We start from the raw sequence: 15,204 nt of genomic DNA, 5'->3' as shown, positions 1-15,204 counted from the left end.
TCGAAGACCCCGCTCGATCACCAGCCCTCGGTGAGCACGCGGTCGAGCATCGCGACGACATGGTCGGCGCTCTCGACCGACAGACAGAGCGGGGGTTTGATCTTCAGCACGTTCGAGCGCTCCGAGGTGGTGAGCACGATCACGCCGAGCTCGCGAAGCCTCTCGCAGATCGCGGCCGCCTCGGCCGCCGCCGGGTGCAGGGTCTCGGGGTCGCGCACGAGCTCGACCCCGAGATACAGCCCCTGCCCGTGCACGGGCCCGACGATCGGATGCCGTTGCGCGAGCGCACGGAGCGACTCCGCCAGATGCCGACCGACGTCGAGCGCGTTGCGTTGCAGGTCGTCCTCGACCATGGCATCGAGGACTGCGAGGCCGACGCTGCTGCTGAGCGTGCTGCCACCGCCCGAGGAGAAGAACTGGCCCTGCTCGCTCAGCGCGTCGGCGATCCTCTTCGAAGTGATCACGCCGCCGATCGGGAAGCCGTTGCCCATCGGCTTCGCGATCGTGACGATGTCGGGGATCACTCCGGACTGCTCGAATCCCCAGAACGTGGATCCCATGCGCCCGAAGCCCACCTGCACCTCGTCGGCGATGCACAGGCCACCGTGTGAACGCACGAGGTCGTACGCACCGGTCAGATATCCGTCGGGGAGGACCACCCCGCCCGCGTTGCCGAGCACGGACTCACACACGAACCCGGCCGGATCCCGGCCCTCGACGCTGAGTCGGTCGAGGTCGGCGGCGAGGTCGGCGAGGTACCGGTCCGCCGAGTCCTGGCCGCGGTGCGTGCCGCGGAACGAGTTGGGCACATCGGCGACGTGCACCCAGTCGGGACGCGTCGCGAGCGCATCAGGATTGTCATAGGCGCTGGTGGTGACCGCATCGCTCGCCATCGTCCACCCGTGATAGGCCTCTCGCAGCGCGACGACGGTTCGTCGGCCGGTGGCCGCCTGCGCGAGACGGATGCCGAGGTCCACCGCCTCCGATCCGCTGTTCACGAGCAGCACGGTGTCGAGGCCGCTCCCCTCGGGCATCAGCGCGATGAGTCGCTCGCTGTACTCGGCGAGGCCGCGGAACAGGAACCTGGAGTTCGTGGCGAGAGTCTTCAGCTGGCGGTTCGCCGCCGCCGCGACTCGCGGGTGCCCGTGGCCGAGCCCGGCGACGTTGTTCACCATGTCGATGTAGCTGCGACCGGTCGTGTCGACGAGGTGGTGCCGCCAGCCTCGCTCGATCTGCGGCGGGTGCTCGTAATAGCGCTCCTGTGCGGCCGCGAAGATGCGCTCGCGGCGCTCGAGCTCCTGACCGGCCTCGTCGCGCTGCGCGGCGGACCGGAGGCCCAGCAGCGGAGCGGGGTCCGCGGTGAAGCGACGCCAGGCCGCGACGCGTTCCGGGGTGACGAGCCGCGCGGCGATCGGCGGATTCGGCAGCGGGGAGCGGAGCGGCGGAGCATCCCCTCGCGTCAGCCCGATGACCATCGTGCGGTTCTCGAAGGATGCGGCGAGCCTGCCGATGCTCTCGCCCCTCTCGACTCTCCCGCTGCGATTCGGCTCGATCTCGGCGCCGCGGAGCGCGAGCCTCCACCCGCCGTCGAGCTCGATGTGCACCCCGTCGTCGGTGATCTTCAGCTCCCCCGCGGTCGGCGCGACCAGTCGCGACGACGGACCGGGGGCGACATGCACCTCCGTCTCCACCGGCCAGGTGGCGGCTGCGCTCACGGCGTCGACGGTCGTCCGGGTGAGCCGGAAGACGCCGTAGGGAACCACGGCAGCGCGAGCACCCGCCGCGTGGGCCTCGGCCACGAGAATCGCCTCGGCATCCGGATGCGACCAGCGCCCTGCATCGAGCCCCTCGGCTTCGACGCCCGGATCGACCACGAGGACTCGGCCGTCGAGATCGGGAAGCAGCATCGACAGTTCCCGGCGGGAAGCGGCAGGTACGTCGGGAGCGTCAGGTACGTCGGGAGCGTCCCCCGGAATCTCGGCACCCGGAATCTCGGCATCCGGAGTCCCCGCATCCGGAGTCCCTGCATCCGGAGTCTCATCCGGAGTCCCTGCATCCGGAGTCCCCGCATTCGGAGTCTCATCCGGAGTCTCGGCATCCGACATCTCGAACTCCGGAGACGCGAACCCGAGCCGCGCGAGCACATGCTCGGACATCTCGGCGAGCGGAACGGCGGTCGCCGCGTCGAAGATGGCCTGCTCCCCCTCGATCCTCTCGCGGGCGTAGTCGTTGTCCCCGTCGATCGCGAGCTGACGCCAGCCGCTCGCGACGAGCAGCGCTGCTCTCAGCACGACGAGGGGCCACACCGCGACCGCCTCGTCGCGAGTGAGCGGGGCATCGGCGTGGAACGCCGCGACGGTGTCGAGTGCCCGAAGCGGGCGCTCCGGCTCATGGTGCAGCATCGACGAGACGCAGACAGCCAGTTCCGCGACGCGCCAACCGAGACCCAGGTCTCCCAGATCGAGCACCGTGTGCGGATGTAGCCGCGAGTCGGCACCGCGCATTCCGGTGACGTTGTCGTCGGTCAGGTCGCCATGGATCGGCTGCACAGGCAGGCCGGCAGCGACGGTCGAGACAGCGGCGTGAGCCTCATCGGCTGCCGTGCGCACGCGCACGCGCAGTTCGGCCTCGGTCACTGCCGGGGCCAGCGCGATGATCTGCTCGTACGCGACGCGCATGTCCCACATCTGCTCACGGTCGAGCCCCGGATGCACGAGACCTGCGAGCGCGTTCACGGATGCCGCAGCCAGCGTGCCGAACTCCCTCAGCACGACGGGAGCGAGATAGCCCGCGTCGACCATCGGCTCGCCCTCGGCGAACTCGCTGCGCCGCACCGCGAATCCTCGCCAGCGCTGGGTGAGCTCACCGTCGAGCCCGGGAAGCACGGCGGGAACACGAACGCCGGCTGCGCGGTAGGCGTCGAGCGCCGCATGCTGCGCGGCTCTCGCGTCCTCGCCGAACACCGGGTTGTCGACGCGCAGCACGCTGCGTGATCCGTCCGGCTCGATCAGGACGAAGTTCCGGTCCTGGTTGCTCCCGAGCTCGCTCGCCTGGGCGTCGACCCCGTAGCAGTCGCGAGCGATCAGCGCGGCGTCCTCCGTGCTGATGTCCGGTCGGACGAGCCCTGCCCCGTCACTCACCCTCGGCCCGCCGCGTGGCCGTCGGCATCGAGACGCACGTCGTCGGCATGCCGGGCCAGGGAACTGCCGTACCGCTCGGTCAGCTGAACCATCAGGTCGGGGGTGTCGCGGTCCACGCCGAAGACGTGCCCCGGGAAGTCGAGCTCGGGCTGGGCCGCGGAGATCTCCTCCTCGCGGTCGGAAGAGAGGAGCTGGACGGGATCCCCGACCGCGACCCAGCCGATCGGCACGACGGTGCCGGACGGCAGCACCGCCCGCCGGTGCACGATGGCGTTCACGCGCACCTCGCACCGGTCCCCGACCAGCGCGCCGTTGAAGATCCGGGCGCCCGACGCGAGGAAGACCTCTTCGCCGACGGTCGCACCCGCGATGCTCGCGAGGGTTCCGACGAGCGTGTGCGAGCCGATGTGCACGGCGTTCGCGGCCGTCGCCCTGATGAGCGCGTTCTCCATCACGATCACGTGCTCGCCGAGCGTGATGGGCCCGCCCTCGGCGGTGATCACGGCGCCGTGCAGCACTTGGCAGTCCGGTCCGATCGTCACGTCTCCGGAGATCACGGCGGTGGGAGCGACGACGGCGGTGTCATGGATCCGGGGCCGAGCCCCGAGGTGCTCGTACAACATGACGCCAGCGTAGTGGTGCAGCGCACGGGACGAGAAGGCCGACGGCGGCGTCCTGCTACGCTGACGCCCATGCAATGCAGGTGACTCGATCCCTCCCCCGCCTCCGGCCGCCCCTCGGCATGCCGCGGCATCTCGATCGAAAGGCATCCTCATGCACTCCGCCGACCTTCCCCTGCTCGGACGCACCGCGCTCGTGACCGGCGTCTCGCGCAGGCGCGGCATCGGATTCGCGACCGCCACGACGCTCGCCTCCCTCGGCGCGAACGTGTTCGTCCATCACTTCCGCCCGCATGATCTCGACCACCCCTGGGGCGGCGACGATCTCGACGCCGTCCGCACCGGCATCCGGGGCTCGCTCGCATCCGGAGCGGTGATGGGCGACGCCGAGGCGGATCTCCGTGACCCCGACAGCATCGAGCCGCTGCTCGATGCGGCGTCCTCGCTGTCAGGACGGCTCGACATCGTCGTCTGCAATCAGGCGATGAGCGGAGGCGACGGGACGATCTTCGACATGACCGCCGACCGGCTGGACGCGCACTGGCAGGCGAACGCGCGCGCATCGCTGCTGCTCACCGCGGGCCTGGCGCGTCGAGTCCGGGTCGAGCTCGGCGGCGCGGACACCCCCGTCGCCCGCCCGGGCGACAGCATCCCCTCACTCGGCCCGTTCGAGAAGCCGACGGCGCACGTCATCTGGATGACCTCCGGTCAGGGCCACGGAGCGATGCGCGGAGAGATCTCCTATGCGACGAGCAAGGCCGCGCTCGCGGGCATCACGCGGTCGACGGCGGCGGAGCTGCTCGACGTCGGGATCGTGCTAAACACCGTCAACCCGGGCCCCGTGAACACGGGCTACCTCGATGCGGACACCACGGATCGCGATCTCTCCGGCGTCGACGAATGGATCGCCGGCACGCCGTTCGGCCGAGTCGGTCGACCGGACGACCCGGCGCGGCTGATCGGCTGGCTGTGCACCGACGCCGGCTCCTGGGTGGTGGGTCAGGTGCTGACCACGGACGGCGGGTTCTCGCTGTGACGCACGCGAGGTCGCTGCGCCGCGCCTAGGCGTCGCCGGTCTTCTCGGCCGAGACGGGCTCGGGGAAGATCGCGGTGAACAGCTGCCCGACCCACTCGAGCAGCTCGGCCGCCTGCAGCGGTTCGAGGCCGACTCCCACGGCGGCCGGCACGGTGGGCATGGGCACGACGAGGGCCTCACCCCCGGCGACCAGCTTCGCCTTGGGATACAGCCGCTGCAGACGCACCTTGATCGAGTCCTCGAGCCGCGCCGGCGCGATGCGCAGGTTCGATCCCATGACCACCACGTCGGAGAGTCCTGCTCTGGCCGCGCGCCGACGCAGACGTGCGACGGCGATCAGACCCTCGACCTCGTCGGGCGGGGTGCCGTAGCGGTCGGTGAGCTCGTCGATGACGAGGTCGATCGCGTCGTCCTTCGCCGTGGCCGCCGAGGCGGCGGAGAGCTTCTGGTAAGCCTCGAGACGGAGTCGCTCGCTGTCGATGTAGTGCTCGGGAATACGCGCGTCCAGAGGCAGCTCGAGTCGCAGCTCCTGTCCCGACTCGACATCCTCGCCCCGGAACGTCGCGACGGCCTCGCCGATCATCCGAAGATAGAGATCGAATCCGACGCCGGCGATATGCCCGGCCTGCTCGCCGCCGAGCAGGTTGCCCGCCCCGCGCAGTTCGAGGTCCTTGAGCGCGACCTGCATGCCGGAGCCGAGGTCGTTGTTCACGGCGATCGTCTGGAGTCGGTCAGCCGCCGTCTCGCTCAGCGGCTTCATCTCGTCGTAGAGGAAGTAGGCGTACGCACGCTCGCGACCTCGCCCGACACGTCCGCGCAGCTGATGCAGCTGGCTGAGTCCGTACTTGTCGGCGCGGTCGATGATGATCGTGTTCGCGTTCGAGATGTCGAGGCCGGTCTCGATGATCGTCGTCGAGACGAGCACGTCGAACTTGCGCTCCCAGAAGTCGTCGACGACCTGCTCGAGCGCGTGCTCGCCCATCTGACCGTGTGCGACCGCGATGCGCGCCTCGGGCACGAGCTCGGCGAGCTGTGCCGCGACCCGCTGGATCGACTGCACACGGTTGTGCACGAAGAACACCTGTCCCTCGCGCAGGATCTCGCGCCGGATCGCCGCCGCGATCTGCTTGTCGCTGCGGGGGCCGACGAACGAGAGGATCGGATGCCGGTCCTCCGGCGGGGTGGCGAGCGTCGACATCTCGCGGATGCCGGTGACCGCCATCTCGAGCGTGCGCGGGATCGGCGTCGCACTCATCGCGAGGATGTCGACGTTGGTCTTCATCTTCTTGAGGGTGTCCTTGTGCTCGACGCCGAAGCGCTGCTCCTCGTCGATGATCATCAGACCGAGGTCCTTGAACATGACCTGGTCGGTGAGGATGCGATGCGTGCCGATCACCATGTCGACCGTGCCGTCGAGCAGGCCGTCGAGCGTGAGACGAGCCTCCTTGTCGGTCTGGAAGCGGGACAGCGGCCGCACCTTGACCGGGAATCCGGCGAAGCGCTCGGTGAAGGTCTCGAGATGCTGCTTCACGAGAAGCGTGGTCGGCACCAGCATCGCGACCTGTTTGCCGTCCTGGATCGCCTTGAACGCCGCACGCACGGCGACCTCGGTCTTGCCGAACCCGACATCGCCCGAGAGCAGGCGGTCCATCGGGATCGGCCGCTCCATGTCGGCCTTGATCTCGTCGATGGTCTGCAGCTGATCGAGGGTCTCCGCGAACGGGAACGCCTCTTCGAGCTCGCGCTGCCAGGGCGTGTCCGGACCGAAGGCATGCCCCTTGGCGCTCATCCGCGCCGAATACAGCTTGACGAGCTCGACGGCGATGTCGCGCACGGCCTTGCGCGCCTTGCCCTTCGCCTGCGACCAGTCGCTGCCGCCCATCTTCGAGAGCGTGGGGCCCTCGCCGCCGACGTACTTCGAGAGCAGGTCGAGCTGGTCGGTCGGCACGTAGAGCTTGTCGCCCGGGTAGCCGCGCTTCGACGGCGCGTACTCGAGCACGAGGTAGTCGCGCACCGACTTGGTCGCATTGCGGCCGCCCGTGGAGACCTCGCGCTGCGTCATCTCGACGAAGCGGCCGATGCCGTGGGTGTTGTGCACGACGAAGTCGCCCTGTTTGAGCTGCAACGGGTCGACGACGTTCTTGCGACGCGAGGCGAGCTTCTTGACGACCCGCTGGTCGCCGCCGATGGTGCGGCCGTAGAACTCGTTGTCGGTGAGGACGGCGAGCTTCGCCTCGCCGATCTGGAAGCCGGCCTCGACGGATCCTGTGACGAGCGTCGCGACGCCGGTGTCGGGCGCCTCGATGAGCTCGGAGACGATGCGCGCGGCGATGCCGCGGTCGGAGAGCACGTCGCGGGCGCGGTCGACGAGTCCGGCACCGGCGGCGATGACCACCACGCGCCACCCCTCGGCCACCTTGGCGTCGACGAACGAGATCGCGCCGTCGACGTTGCCGTGGAACGACGGGATGACCTGGGCGTCGATGGTCTCGGCATCCTCGCCGCCCATCGCGAACGGGCTCAGCCGCCACCACACGCCGCCACGGTCGCGGACGACCTCGCGCAGTCGGGCGATGGTGAGGAAGTCGCCGGCGCCGAGGTCGATGGGAGCCGATGCGCCGGACGTCGCCGCACTCCAGGCCGCATCGAGGAACTCGCGGTTCGTCTCGCCCAGCGTGATGGCCCGCGCGCTGGAGCGCTCGGGATCGACGACCGCGGTCGCGCTGCCCTCGGGCAGATACTCGGCCAGGGATTTGAGCGGACCGGACACCGCCGGGAGCAGCGACTCCATTCCCTCGACCGGAATGCCCTCTGCCATCTTCTCGAGCATGCCGGCGATCGCCGGGAAGCCGCCGATCAGCGCCCGCGCACGATCGCGCACATCGGGGGTCAGCAGCAGCTCGCGGCTCGGAGGCAGATCGACGCCGTCGACGTCGCCCGGAAGCGAGCGCTGGTCGGCGACGGAGAACGCGCGGATCTGGTCGACCTCGTCGCCGAAGAACTCGACGCGGAAGGGGTGTTCCGAGATCGCGGGGAAGACGTCGAGGATGCCGCCGCGCACGGCGAACTCGCCGCGACGCGACACCATGTCGACGCGCGAGTAGGCGCGCTCGACCAGCTGCTCGACGACGCGGTCGAGCTCATGACCGCGCGTGCCGGCTCGCAGCTCGAGCGGAGCGATCTCGCCGAGGTTGCCGGCGATGGGCTGGAGCGCTGCTCGTACCGAGGCGACGACGACGAGGGGGTGATCACCCGACCACTCGGCGACGCGACGGAGGGTCTGCAGTCGCTGACCGACGGTGTCGGGGCTGGGACTCAGTCGCTCATGCGGCAGTGTCTCCCACGCGGGGAAGGTCACGACCTCGGCGTCGGGGATGTAGGCGCCGAGCGCCGCGGCGAGGCTCTCGGCGCGCCGCCCCGTGGGGACGACGGTCAGCAGCGCTGCGGGATGACCCGCGGCGCGGCGCTTCTCGAGCAGGCCGGCGAGCGCCGGCGCGTCGAGGCCGTCGACGAGGCCGAGATCGGCATCGGTCTGCGCCCAGCCGAGGGCGTCACGAAAAAGAGACGCCTCTTCCAAGGCGCGCAGAATCCCCGGAACAGTCACCGGACAAGCCTAGTCGCGGCCGCCGACACCGGGACCGGGAGCCGCCCGCACACGCGTTCTCCGACCCGTAGGATTCCGGGATGGAACCGGTCACCCTCACCACGGACCGCCTCACGCTGCATGTGCCGCACGAGTCGGACATCGACGCGATCGTCGCAGCCTGCCAGGATCCGGAGATCCCGCGGTGGACGACCGTGCCGAGCCCCTACACGCGAGAGCACGCCGCGGACTATGTGCGCCTGATCGGCGAGTGGTGGGCCGACGGGAGCCAGACGATCTGGTGCGCGTATCGCGACGAGGAGCTCGTCGCCTCGATCGGGTTGCACCACATCACGCCGCACCACACCGGCGGGGACGCGGAGCTCGGATACTGGGTCACCTCTGCCGCGCGCGGCAACGGCTACCTCGTCGAGGCCGCGCGCGCCGTCGTCGACTGGGGCTTCGACGAGCTCGGTCTCGCACGGCTGGTCTGGCGGGCGGTCGCGGGCAACATCGCGTCGGCACGGTCGGCGAGGGCGCTCGGGTTCCACTACGAGGGATTCGCACGCCAGGCGCTCACGAGCGAGCGTGGCCGCGACGACGGCTGGTTCGGCGGACTCCTCGCGTCCGACGACCGCACACCGGTCGACTGGACGGTGCTCTAGTCGCGTGTCCGACCCCGATGGCAGGATGAACGCATGCCGGAGATGCCGGAAGTACAGGGCCTGACCACATTCCTCACCCAGCGCGCGGTGGGGCGGACGATCGTGCGAACCAGCGTGGGCGCGATCGCCGCGCTCAAGACGTACGACCCGCCGAACTCCGCACTGCACGGTCAGCAGATCACTGCGGCCTCTCGACGGGGAAAGTTCGTCGTGCTCTCGTGCGGCGACGACCTGCATCTCGTCTTCCACCTGGCCAAGGCGGGCTGGCTGCGCTGGTACGAGACGCTGCCCACGACGCCGATCAAACCCGGCAAGTCGCCCATCGCCGTCCGTGTCGGCCTCGACGACGAGAGCGGATTCGACCTCACCGAGGCCGGCACGAAGAAGTCGCTCGCCGTGTATGTCGTGCGCGACCTGCAGGACGTCCCGGGGATCGCCCGGCTCGGGCCCGACCCTCTCGACGAGTCGTTCACCCGGGAGGTCTTCGGCGGTCTGCTCCAAGGGCGGCGCACGCAGATCAAGGGCCTGCTCCGCGATCAGGGCGTGATCGCCGGAATCGGGAATGCCTACTCCGACGAGATCCTGCACGCCGCGCGGATGTCGCCGTACGCGATCGCCGACAAGCTCGACGACGACGAGGTCGATCGCCTGTATGCCGCCATGCAGACGACTCTCGCGGATGCGGTCGCCGAGGCCTCGGGCAAGCCACCGGCCGACCTCAAAGACGCCAAGCGCCGTGGGATGCAGGTGCATGCCCGTCGTGGCGAGGCCTGCCCCGTGTGCGGCGACACGGTGCGCAGCGTCTTCTTCGCAGATCGCTCGATGGAGTACTGCCCGACGTGCCAGACCGGTGGCAAACCGCTCGCCGATCGCCGGTTGTCTCGGCTGCTCAAGTAGCACTTCGACGCGGAATGAAATGCATCCGGATGTGTTGAGTACACTCAGAGCATCAACGTGCTCCGGGGTCGGTGAGAATCCGAACCGGCGGTGACAGTCCGCGAGCGTCTCGGTTCTCCGGGATGCCGATCCGGTGGAATTCCGGGACCGACGGTGGTGCGAGGCCCAGCCTCGCTAGTCCGGAAGGGAGGCAGCACGGTGCGCCGCCGCGCGCGCGTTCTGCCGACGTCTCCCTCGAGGAGATCCCCCGGAGCCTCAGAGAGGACCACGGATGGCAGTGAACGAGGCGGAACGCCGGGCGATGACCCGTGCGCTCGAGCTCGCGACGCTCGGACCTCGCGGAGTGAACCCGCAGGTCGGTGCCGTCATCCTCTCCCCCGACGGCGAGATCATCGCCGAAGGGTGGCATCACGGCGCCGGAACGCCCCACGCCGAGGTCGATGCCCTCTCGCGACTCTCCGCCGGTGCCGCCGAGGGGGCGACCGCCGTCGTCACCCTCGAACCCTGCAACCACACCGGTCGCACCGGCCCCTGCGCCGTCGCGCTGATCGAGGCCGGCGTCTCGCGTGTCGTCTACGCCCTCGACGATCCGGGAGCCGTCTCGGGCGGCGGTGCCGACCGCCTCCGCTCGGCGGGCGTCAGCGTCGATGCGGGCGAACAGAGCGATGTCGCACACCGCATCATCGACGGCTGGCTCACCGCTCAGCGCCTCGGCCGCCCCCACGTCACCGTGAAGTGGGCGCAGTCCCTCGACGGCCGCGCGGCGGCATCCGACGGCAGCAGCCAGTGGATCACCGGACCTGAAGCCCGCGCGGACGTCCATCGACGTCGCGCTGCGGCCGATGCGATCGTCGTCGGCACAGGCACTCTGCTCTCCGACAATCCCTCGCTGACGGCTCGCGACGGCGAGGCGCTCCATGAACACCAGCCCGTCCCGGTCGTGATCGGCTCGCGCATCACCCCAGACGATGCGGCGATCCGCCGGCATCCGCAGACTCCGCTCTTCTACGACACCCATGATCTGCATGCCGTGCTCGCCGACCTGCACGCTCGCGGCATCCAGAGCGTGTTCATCGAGGGGGGCCCGACGCTCGCGAGCGCCTTCGTCGCCGCGGGGCTCGCCGATCGCGTGCTCGTCTACATCGCGCCGGTGCTGCTCGGCGGCGACCGGCTGGCACTGACCGACATCGGCGTCGGATCCATCGACGCCGCCCGACGACTGACGATCGACCAGTGGCAGCCCCTCGGGTCCGACCTGCTCGCGATCGCTCATCCCGCGCTCACCACAGAAGAAGGAGCCGCCTGATGTTCACCGGAATCATCGAGGAGATCGGCGAGATCACCGCTATCGCGCCCGCCGGAGACGGCTGGCGGCTGACGGTTCGCGCCCCCAAGGCGGTCTCCGACGCCGTGCACGGCGAGTCCATCGCGGTCTCGGGAGTCTGCCTCACCGTCGTCGACTCGACCGGCGACACCTTCGACGCCGACGTCATGAGGCAGACCCTCGACGTGGCCGCTCTGGGCGGAGCATCCGTCGGCACCCGCGTGAACATCGAGAAGGCGATGCCGGTCGGCGCGCGGCTCGGCGGTCACATCGTGCAGGGACATGTCGACGGCGTCGGCGATGTCCTCGGCGTGCGACCCGGCGAGCAGTGGAGCGTGCTGCGCATCTCGCTGCCCGACGACCTCGCGCCGCTCGTGGTCGACAAGGGCTCCATCTCGGTCGACGGCACCTCCCTCACCGTGAGCGCGGTCAGCCCGGTCGACGCGGACGCTCACTGGTTCGAGATCTCGCTCATCCCCGAGACTCTCGCCGCCACCACCCTCGGCTCCCGCGCGGTCGGCGACCGCGTCAACCTCGAGACCGACATCCTCGCCCGTCACGTCGAGCGCCTGCTGGCGTTCCGGGCAGCACCGGAAGGAGGCTCGCGATGAGCCTTTCCACCATCACCGAAGCCCTCGAGGCCCTTCGCGCGGGGCGCCCCGTGCTCGTCGCAGACGACGAGAACCGCGAGAACGAGGGCGACGTCATCATGTCGGCCGAGCTCGCCACGCCCGAATGGGTCGCATGGACGGTCCGCTGGTCGTCCGGGTTCATCTGCGCGCCGATGCCCGCCGATCTCGCCGACAACCTCAACCTGCAGCCCATGGTGGCCGCCTCCGAGGACGCCCGTTCGACCGCCTACACCGTGAGTGTCGACGCCGCCGAAGGCGTGACCACCGGAATCAGCGCGCACGACCGCGCGCACACGCTGAACGTCCTGGCGAATCCCGATTCGACCGCGACGAGCATCATCCGCCCCGGTCACGTCCTGCCGCTGCGCGCCGTCGACGGCGGAGTGCGCGAGCGCAGCGGCCACACCGAGGCCGCGGTCGATCTGATGAAGCTCGCTGGCCTGCGGCCCGTGGGCGCGATCGCCGAGGTCGTGGCAGAGGACGGCAGCATGATGCGACTGCCCGGACTCATCGAGCTGGGTGCACGCGACGGAGTGCCGGTCATCACGATCGAGCAGCTTATCGCCCACCTCAACGAGGTCGACCCCACCGGCTGGTCGCCCGAACGCGCCAGTCGCCGTGTCAGCCTGCGGGCCGACGCGACCGTGCCGACCACGCACGGGACCTTCCGGTTCCTCGCCTACAAGGACCGGGTGACCGGCACCGATCACATCGCCGTCGTGTCGGGCGAGCCCGGCGAGACCGCCCTCGTGCGCGTGCACTCCGAGTGCCTGACCGGAGAGGCCTTCGGGTCGCTCAAATGCGAATGCGGCCCGCAGCTCGACGCCGCCCTCGACGCGATCGAGCAGGACGGCGGCATCGTCATCTACATGCGCGGCCATGAAGGTCGCGGAATCGGCCTGATCAACAAGCTCCGCGCCTACAGCCTGCAGGAGGAGGGGCTCGACACGGTCGATGCGAATCTCGCACTCGGGCTTCCCGCGGATGCACGGGACTACGCGGCTGCGGCCGGCATCCTCGCCGATCTCGGCGTCTCGAAGGTTCGCCTGTTGACCAACAACACGGACAAGGTGAACCAGCTGCGCAGCCTCGGACTCGATGTCGTCGAGCAGGTGCCGCTGATCGTCGGCGTCGGACCGAACAACCATCAATACCTCGAGACCAAGCGTGACCGCATGGGTCACATCATCGGTGAGGCGGAGCTCGCAGAAGCTCTCGCCGACGGACGGAAGGACGACGCATGAGCGGCGCAGGAGCACCCAAGACCGAGAAGATCGACGGACGAGGCCTGAAGGTCGTCATCGTCGCCGGCACCTGGCACGACGTCATCACGAACGGCCTCATCGCCGGCGCCCAGCGTGTGCTCGATGACGCGGACGCCGACTACCGCCTCGTCCGCGTGCCGGGGTCGTTCGAACTCGCCCTCGCCGCCCAAGCCGCCTTCGCAGGTGGAGCGGATGCCGTCGTCGCACTCGGCGTGATCATCCGCGGGGGCACCCCGCACTTCGAGTACGTCTCGGCAGCCACGACCGACGGACTGACGCGGGTCTCGCTCGATGCCGGCAAGCCCGTCGGATTCGGCGTGCTGACGCTCGACGACGAGAAGCAGGGCCTCGACCGCGCCGGACTCGAGGGCTCGAAGGAGGACAAGGGCGCGGAGGCTGCGGATGCCGCGCTGCGCACGGCGCTCCTGGTGCGCTCGCTGCGCGGCTGAGGCCGGCCCTCGCGTGGGCTGAGGTCAGCCTGGCCCGGTAGGTCAGCCTCCCCTTGGTGGCGCGCACGTCCCGCCTGCTCGTACCGTGAGGGCATGGAGACTCTGCGCCACGTCGTTCTGTTCGTCCATCTCATCGGCTTCGCCGTGCTGTTCGGCGCCTGGGCGGTGCAGGCGTTCGGCGGCACGCGCGAGTTCACGCGCCTGATGAGCATCGGCATGACCATCGCAGCGATCGCGGGTCTCGCCCTCGCCGCTCCGTGGGGTCTGCCGGAGGGCGTCGAGATGAACTACGCCAAGATCGGCACGAAGCTCGTGGTGCTGCTCGCGATCGGTGCGCTCCTCGGCATCGGCACGTCGAAGCAGCGCAAGTCCGGCAGCGTGCCGCCCGCGATGTTCTGGCTCGTCGGCATCCTGACCGCCCTCAACGCGGGCATCGCCGCCATCTGGCGCTGACTCTCCTTCCCTTCCGCCGGATCAGCGGATTCTGACCTCGGACGCATCGATCTCGCGCCGGAATCGGAGAACGGCGTCGCCTCCTCGGGGCGAGCTGGGCCGACCTCGGGGAGCTGGGTGCGAGGGAGGGCGCGCGAGAGGATGCCGGAGTCAGCGCGCGGCGCGCGGCGGGGCCGAGCTCTCGCGCACGATGAGCTCGGTGCCGACGAGCGGCGTCTGACTGCGCTCTCCCCCATCGAGCTCGGCGAGGAGGGCGTCGACCGCGAGAGCGCCGACCTTCTCGGGATGCTGCTGCACCGTGGTCAGCGGCGGCCACAGTTGGGCGGCATCCGGCAGGCCGTCGAACCCGACCACGCTGACGTCGCCGGGAATGTCTCGACCGGCCTCGCGGAATGCCCGCACGACGCCGATCGCCATCTGGTCGTTAGCCGCGAACACGGCGGTGACGCCGTCGTCGTCACGCAGGCGGAGCCCGGCGCGATAGCCGGATTCGGCTGACCAGTCGCCCTGCAGCGGCTCGGGTGCCTCGATGCCGCGATCCATGAGAGTCGAGCGCCAGGACTCGCGTCGACGCTCTGCGGAGTAGGACTTCGCCGGTCCTGCGACGTGCCAGACGGTCTCATGGCCGAGGTCGAGCAGGTGCTCGGTCGCGAGGCGCGCACCCTGAGCCTGATCCGTGTCGACGAACGGGTGAGTCGTGCCGCGGTTCGAGTCGACGAGCACGACGGGCAGACCGTCGGGGATCTCGACCTCGGCCTCGTCGAGCTGATGCGCCTCGATCACGATGATGATCCCGTCGACGGCGTGCTCCTCCAGGCGGCGGAAGGCTCCCGCGACGGTGTCGCGGGCACTGGACTCGACGGGGATGAGGGTGAGGGCGTATCCCATCTGCGAGGCGCGCACCGCGATCGCATCGAGCGTGCGCTGGTTGCCGTACGAGCTGAAGGAGAACATGATGACGCCGATCGCCCGGAATCGGCCGGATCGCAGCGCACGAGCCGCGCTGTTGGGCCGGTAGCCGAGCCGCTGCATGGCGTCTTCGACGCGCTCCCTGGTGGCCGCGCCGACGTAGCCGCGCGCGTTCACGACGCGCGACACGGTCTGTCCGGAGACGCCGGCCTCGCGGGCCACGTCCTCCAT

Annotated in this window: 12 protein-coding genes; 8 read left to right on the top strand and 4 right to left on the bottom strand. The window is 69.8% G+C overall.

Going from position 1 to position 15,204, the window contains the following annotated elements; translation table 11 throughout:
- Positions 1 to 17 precede the first annotated feature (17 nt).
- Complete coding sequence (locus tag BEP68_RS18135) at positions 18 to 3,140, bottom strand: aminotransferase class III-fold pyridoxal phosphate-dependent enzyme (RefSeq protein WP_315985269.1); 3,123 nt, start codon at positions 3,138 to 3,140, stop codon at positions 18 to 20.
- Positions 3,137 to 3,763: a gamma carbonic anhydrase family protein gene (locus tag BEP68_RS04310; protein ID WP_187249346.1), complete on the bottom strand. Its 627-nt coding sequence runs from the start codon at positions 3,761 to 3,763 to the stop codon at positions 3,137 to 3,139. Before BEP68_RS04310 ends, BEP68_RS18135 begins: the two co-directional genes overlap by 4 nt.
- A 151-nt stretch (positions 3,764 to 3,914) precedes the next feature.
- On the opposite strand from BEP68_RS04310, the gene BEP68_RS04305 reads away from it, so the two are divergent.
- Positions 3,915 to 4,796: an SDR family oxidoreductase gene (locus BEP68_RS04305; RefSeq protein WP_187249345.1), complete on the top strand. Its 882-nt coding sequence runs from the start codon at positions 3,915 to 3,917 to the stop codon at positions 4,794 to 4,796.
- Positions 4,797 to 4,821: 25 nt separating this feature from the next.
- Here the strand turns inward: BEP68_RS04305 and mfd are convergent, their stop codons facing one another.
- Entirely contained in the window at positions 4,822 to 8,400 is a 3,579-nt protein-coding gene (gene mfd / locus BEP68_RS04300; protein ID WP_187249344.1) for a transcription-repair coupling factor, read from the bottom strand.
- Between the two features lie 80 nt (positions 8,401 to 8,480).
- On the opposite strand from mfd, the gene BEP68_RS04295 reads away from it, so the two are divergent.
- The 7 genes from BEP68_RS04295 (at position 8,481) to BEP68_RS04265 (ending at position 14,064) form a co-directional block, all read left to right on the top strand.
- Positions 8,481 to 9,044 carry a GNAT family N-acetyltransferase gene (locus tag BEP68_RS04295; protein WP_187249343.1) on the top strand — a complete coding sequence of 188 codons (564 nt, stop codon included), beginning with the start codon at positions 8,481 to 8,483 and terminating at the stop codon, positions 9,042 to 9,044.
- A 33-nt stretch (positions 9,045 to 9,077) separates the two neighbouring features.
- Complete coding sequence (locus tag BEP68_RS04290) at positions 9,078 to 9,941, top strand: Fpg/Nei family DNA glycosylase (protein WP_187249342.1); 864 nt, start codon at positions 9,078 to 9,080, stop codon at positions 9,939 to 9,941.
- 271 nt (positions 9,942 to 10,212) lie between these two features.
- A complete protein-coding gene (ribD, locus tag BEP68_RS04285) occupies positions 10,213 to 11,247 on the top strand; it encodes a bifunctional diaminohydroxyphosphoribosylaminopyrimidine deaminase/5-amino-6-(5-phosphoribosylamino)uracil reductase RibD (RefSeq protein WP_187249341.1) in 1,035 nt (344 codons plus the stop codon).
- Positions 11,247 to 11,876, top strand: a complete 630-nt coding sequence (locus BEP68_RS04280) for a riboflavin synthase (protein ID WP_187249340.1) — start codon at positions 11,247 to 11,249, stop codon at positions 11,874 to 11,876. The genes ribD and BEP68_RS04280 overlap by 1 nt, the downstream gene beginning before the upstream one ends.
- Complete coding sequence (ribA, locus tag BEP68_RS04275; RefSeq protein ID WP_187249339.1) at positions 11,873 to 13,141, top strand: GTP cyclohydrolase II; 1,269 nt, start codon at positions 11,873 to 11,875, stop codon at positions 13,139 to 13,141. The genes BEP68_RS04280 and ribA overlap by 4 nt, the downstream gene beginning before the upstream one ends.
- Positions 13,138 to 13,611 (top strand): 6,7-dimethyl-8-ribityllumazine synthase, encoded by a 474-nt coding sequence (gene ribH / locus BEP68_RS04270; RefSeq protein WP_053095484.1) that lies wholly within the window; start codon positions 13,138 to 13,140, stop codon positions 13,609 to 13,611. The genes ribA and ribH overlap by 4 nt, the downstream gene beginning before the upstream one ends.
- Before the next feature lie 93 nt (positions 13,612 to 13,704).
- Positions 13,705 to 14,064, top strand: a complete 360-nt coding sequence (locus tag BEP68_RS04265; RefSeq protein WP_072590951.1) for a Fe-S protein — start codon at positions 13,705 to 13,707, stop codon at positions 14,062 to 14,064.
- Positions 14,065 to 14,214: 150 nt separating this feature from the next.
- Here the strand turns inward: BEP68_RS04265 and BEP68_RS04260 are convergent, their stop codons facing one another.
- Positions 14,215 to 15,204 carry a LacI family DNA-binding transcriptional regulator gene (locus BEP68_RS04260; protein ID WP_187249589.1) on the bottom strand — a complete coding sequence of 330 codons (990 nt, stop codon included), beginning with the start codon at positions 15,202 to 15,204 and terminating at the stop codon, positions 14,215 to 14,217.

It is taken from the genome of Microbacterium sp. 4-7 (assembly GCF_014332665.1).
GTDB lineage: Bacteria > Actinomycetota > Actinomycetes > Actinomycetales > Microbacteriaceae > Microbacterium.
The sequence above is the reverse complement of the archived record's forward strand: the minus strand, read 5'-3'. Positions and strand labels throughout refer to the sequence as shown.

Coding starts and splice junctions, on each gene's coding strand:
- ribA (WP_187249339.1), top strand. CDS start 11,873: ATGAGCCTTTCCACCATCACCGAAGCCCTCGAGGCCCTTCGCGCGGGG.
- ribD (WP_187249341.1), top strand. CDS start 10,213: ATGGCAGTGAACGAGGCGGAACGCCGGGCGATGACCCGTGCGCTCGAG.
- BEP68_RS04260 (WP_187249589.1), bottom strand. CDS start 15,204: ATGGAGGACGTGGCCCGCGAGGCCGGCGTCTCCGGACAGACCGTGTCG.
- BEP68_RS04290 (WP_187249342.1), top strand. CDS start 9,078: ATGCCGGAGATGCCGGAAGTACAGGGCCTGACCACATTCCTCACCCAG.
- BEP68_RS04280 (WP_187249340.1), top strand. CDS start 11,247: ATGTTCACCGGAATCATCGAGGAGATCGGCGAGATCACCGCTATCGCG.
- ribH (WP_053095484.1), top strand. CDS start 13,138: ATGAGCGGCGCAGGAGCACCCAAGACCGAGAAGATCGACGGACGAGGC.
- BEP68_RS04305 (WP_187249345.1), top strand. CDS start 3,915: ATGCACTCCGCCGACCTTCCCCTGCTCGGACGCACCGCGCTCGTGACC.
- BEP68_RS04310 (WP_187249346.1), bottom strand. CDS start 3,763: ATGTTGTACGAGCACCTCGGGGCTCGGCCCCGGATCCATGACACCGCC.
- BEP68_RS04265 (WP_072590951.1), top strand. CDS start 13,705: ATGGAGACTCTGCGCCACGTCGTTCTGTTCGTCCATCTCATCGGCTTC.
- BEP68_RS04295 (WP_187249343.1), top strand. CDS start 8,481: ATGGAACCGGTCACCCTCACCACGGACCGCCTCACGCTGCATGTGCCG.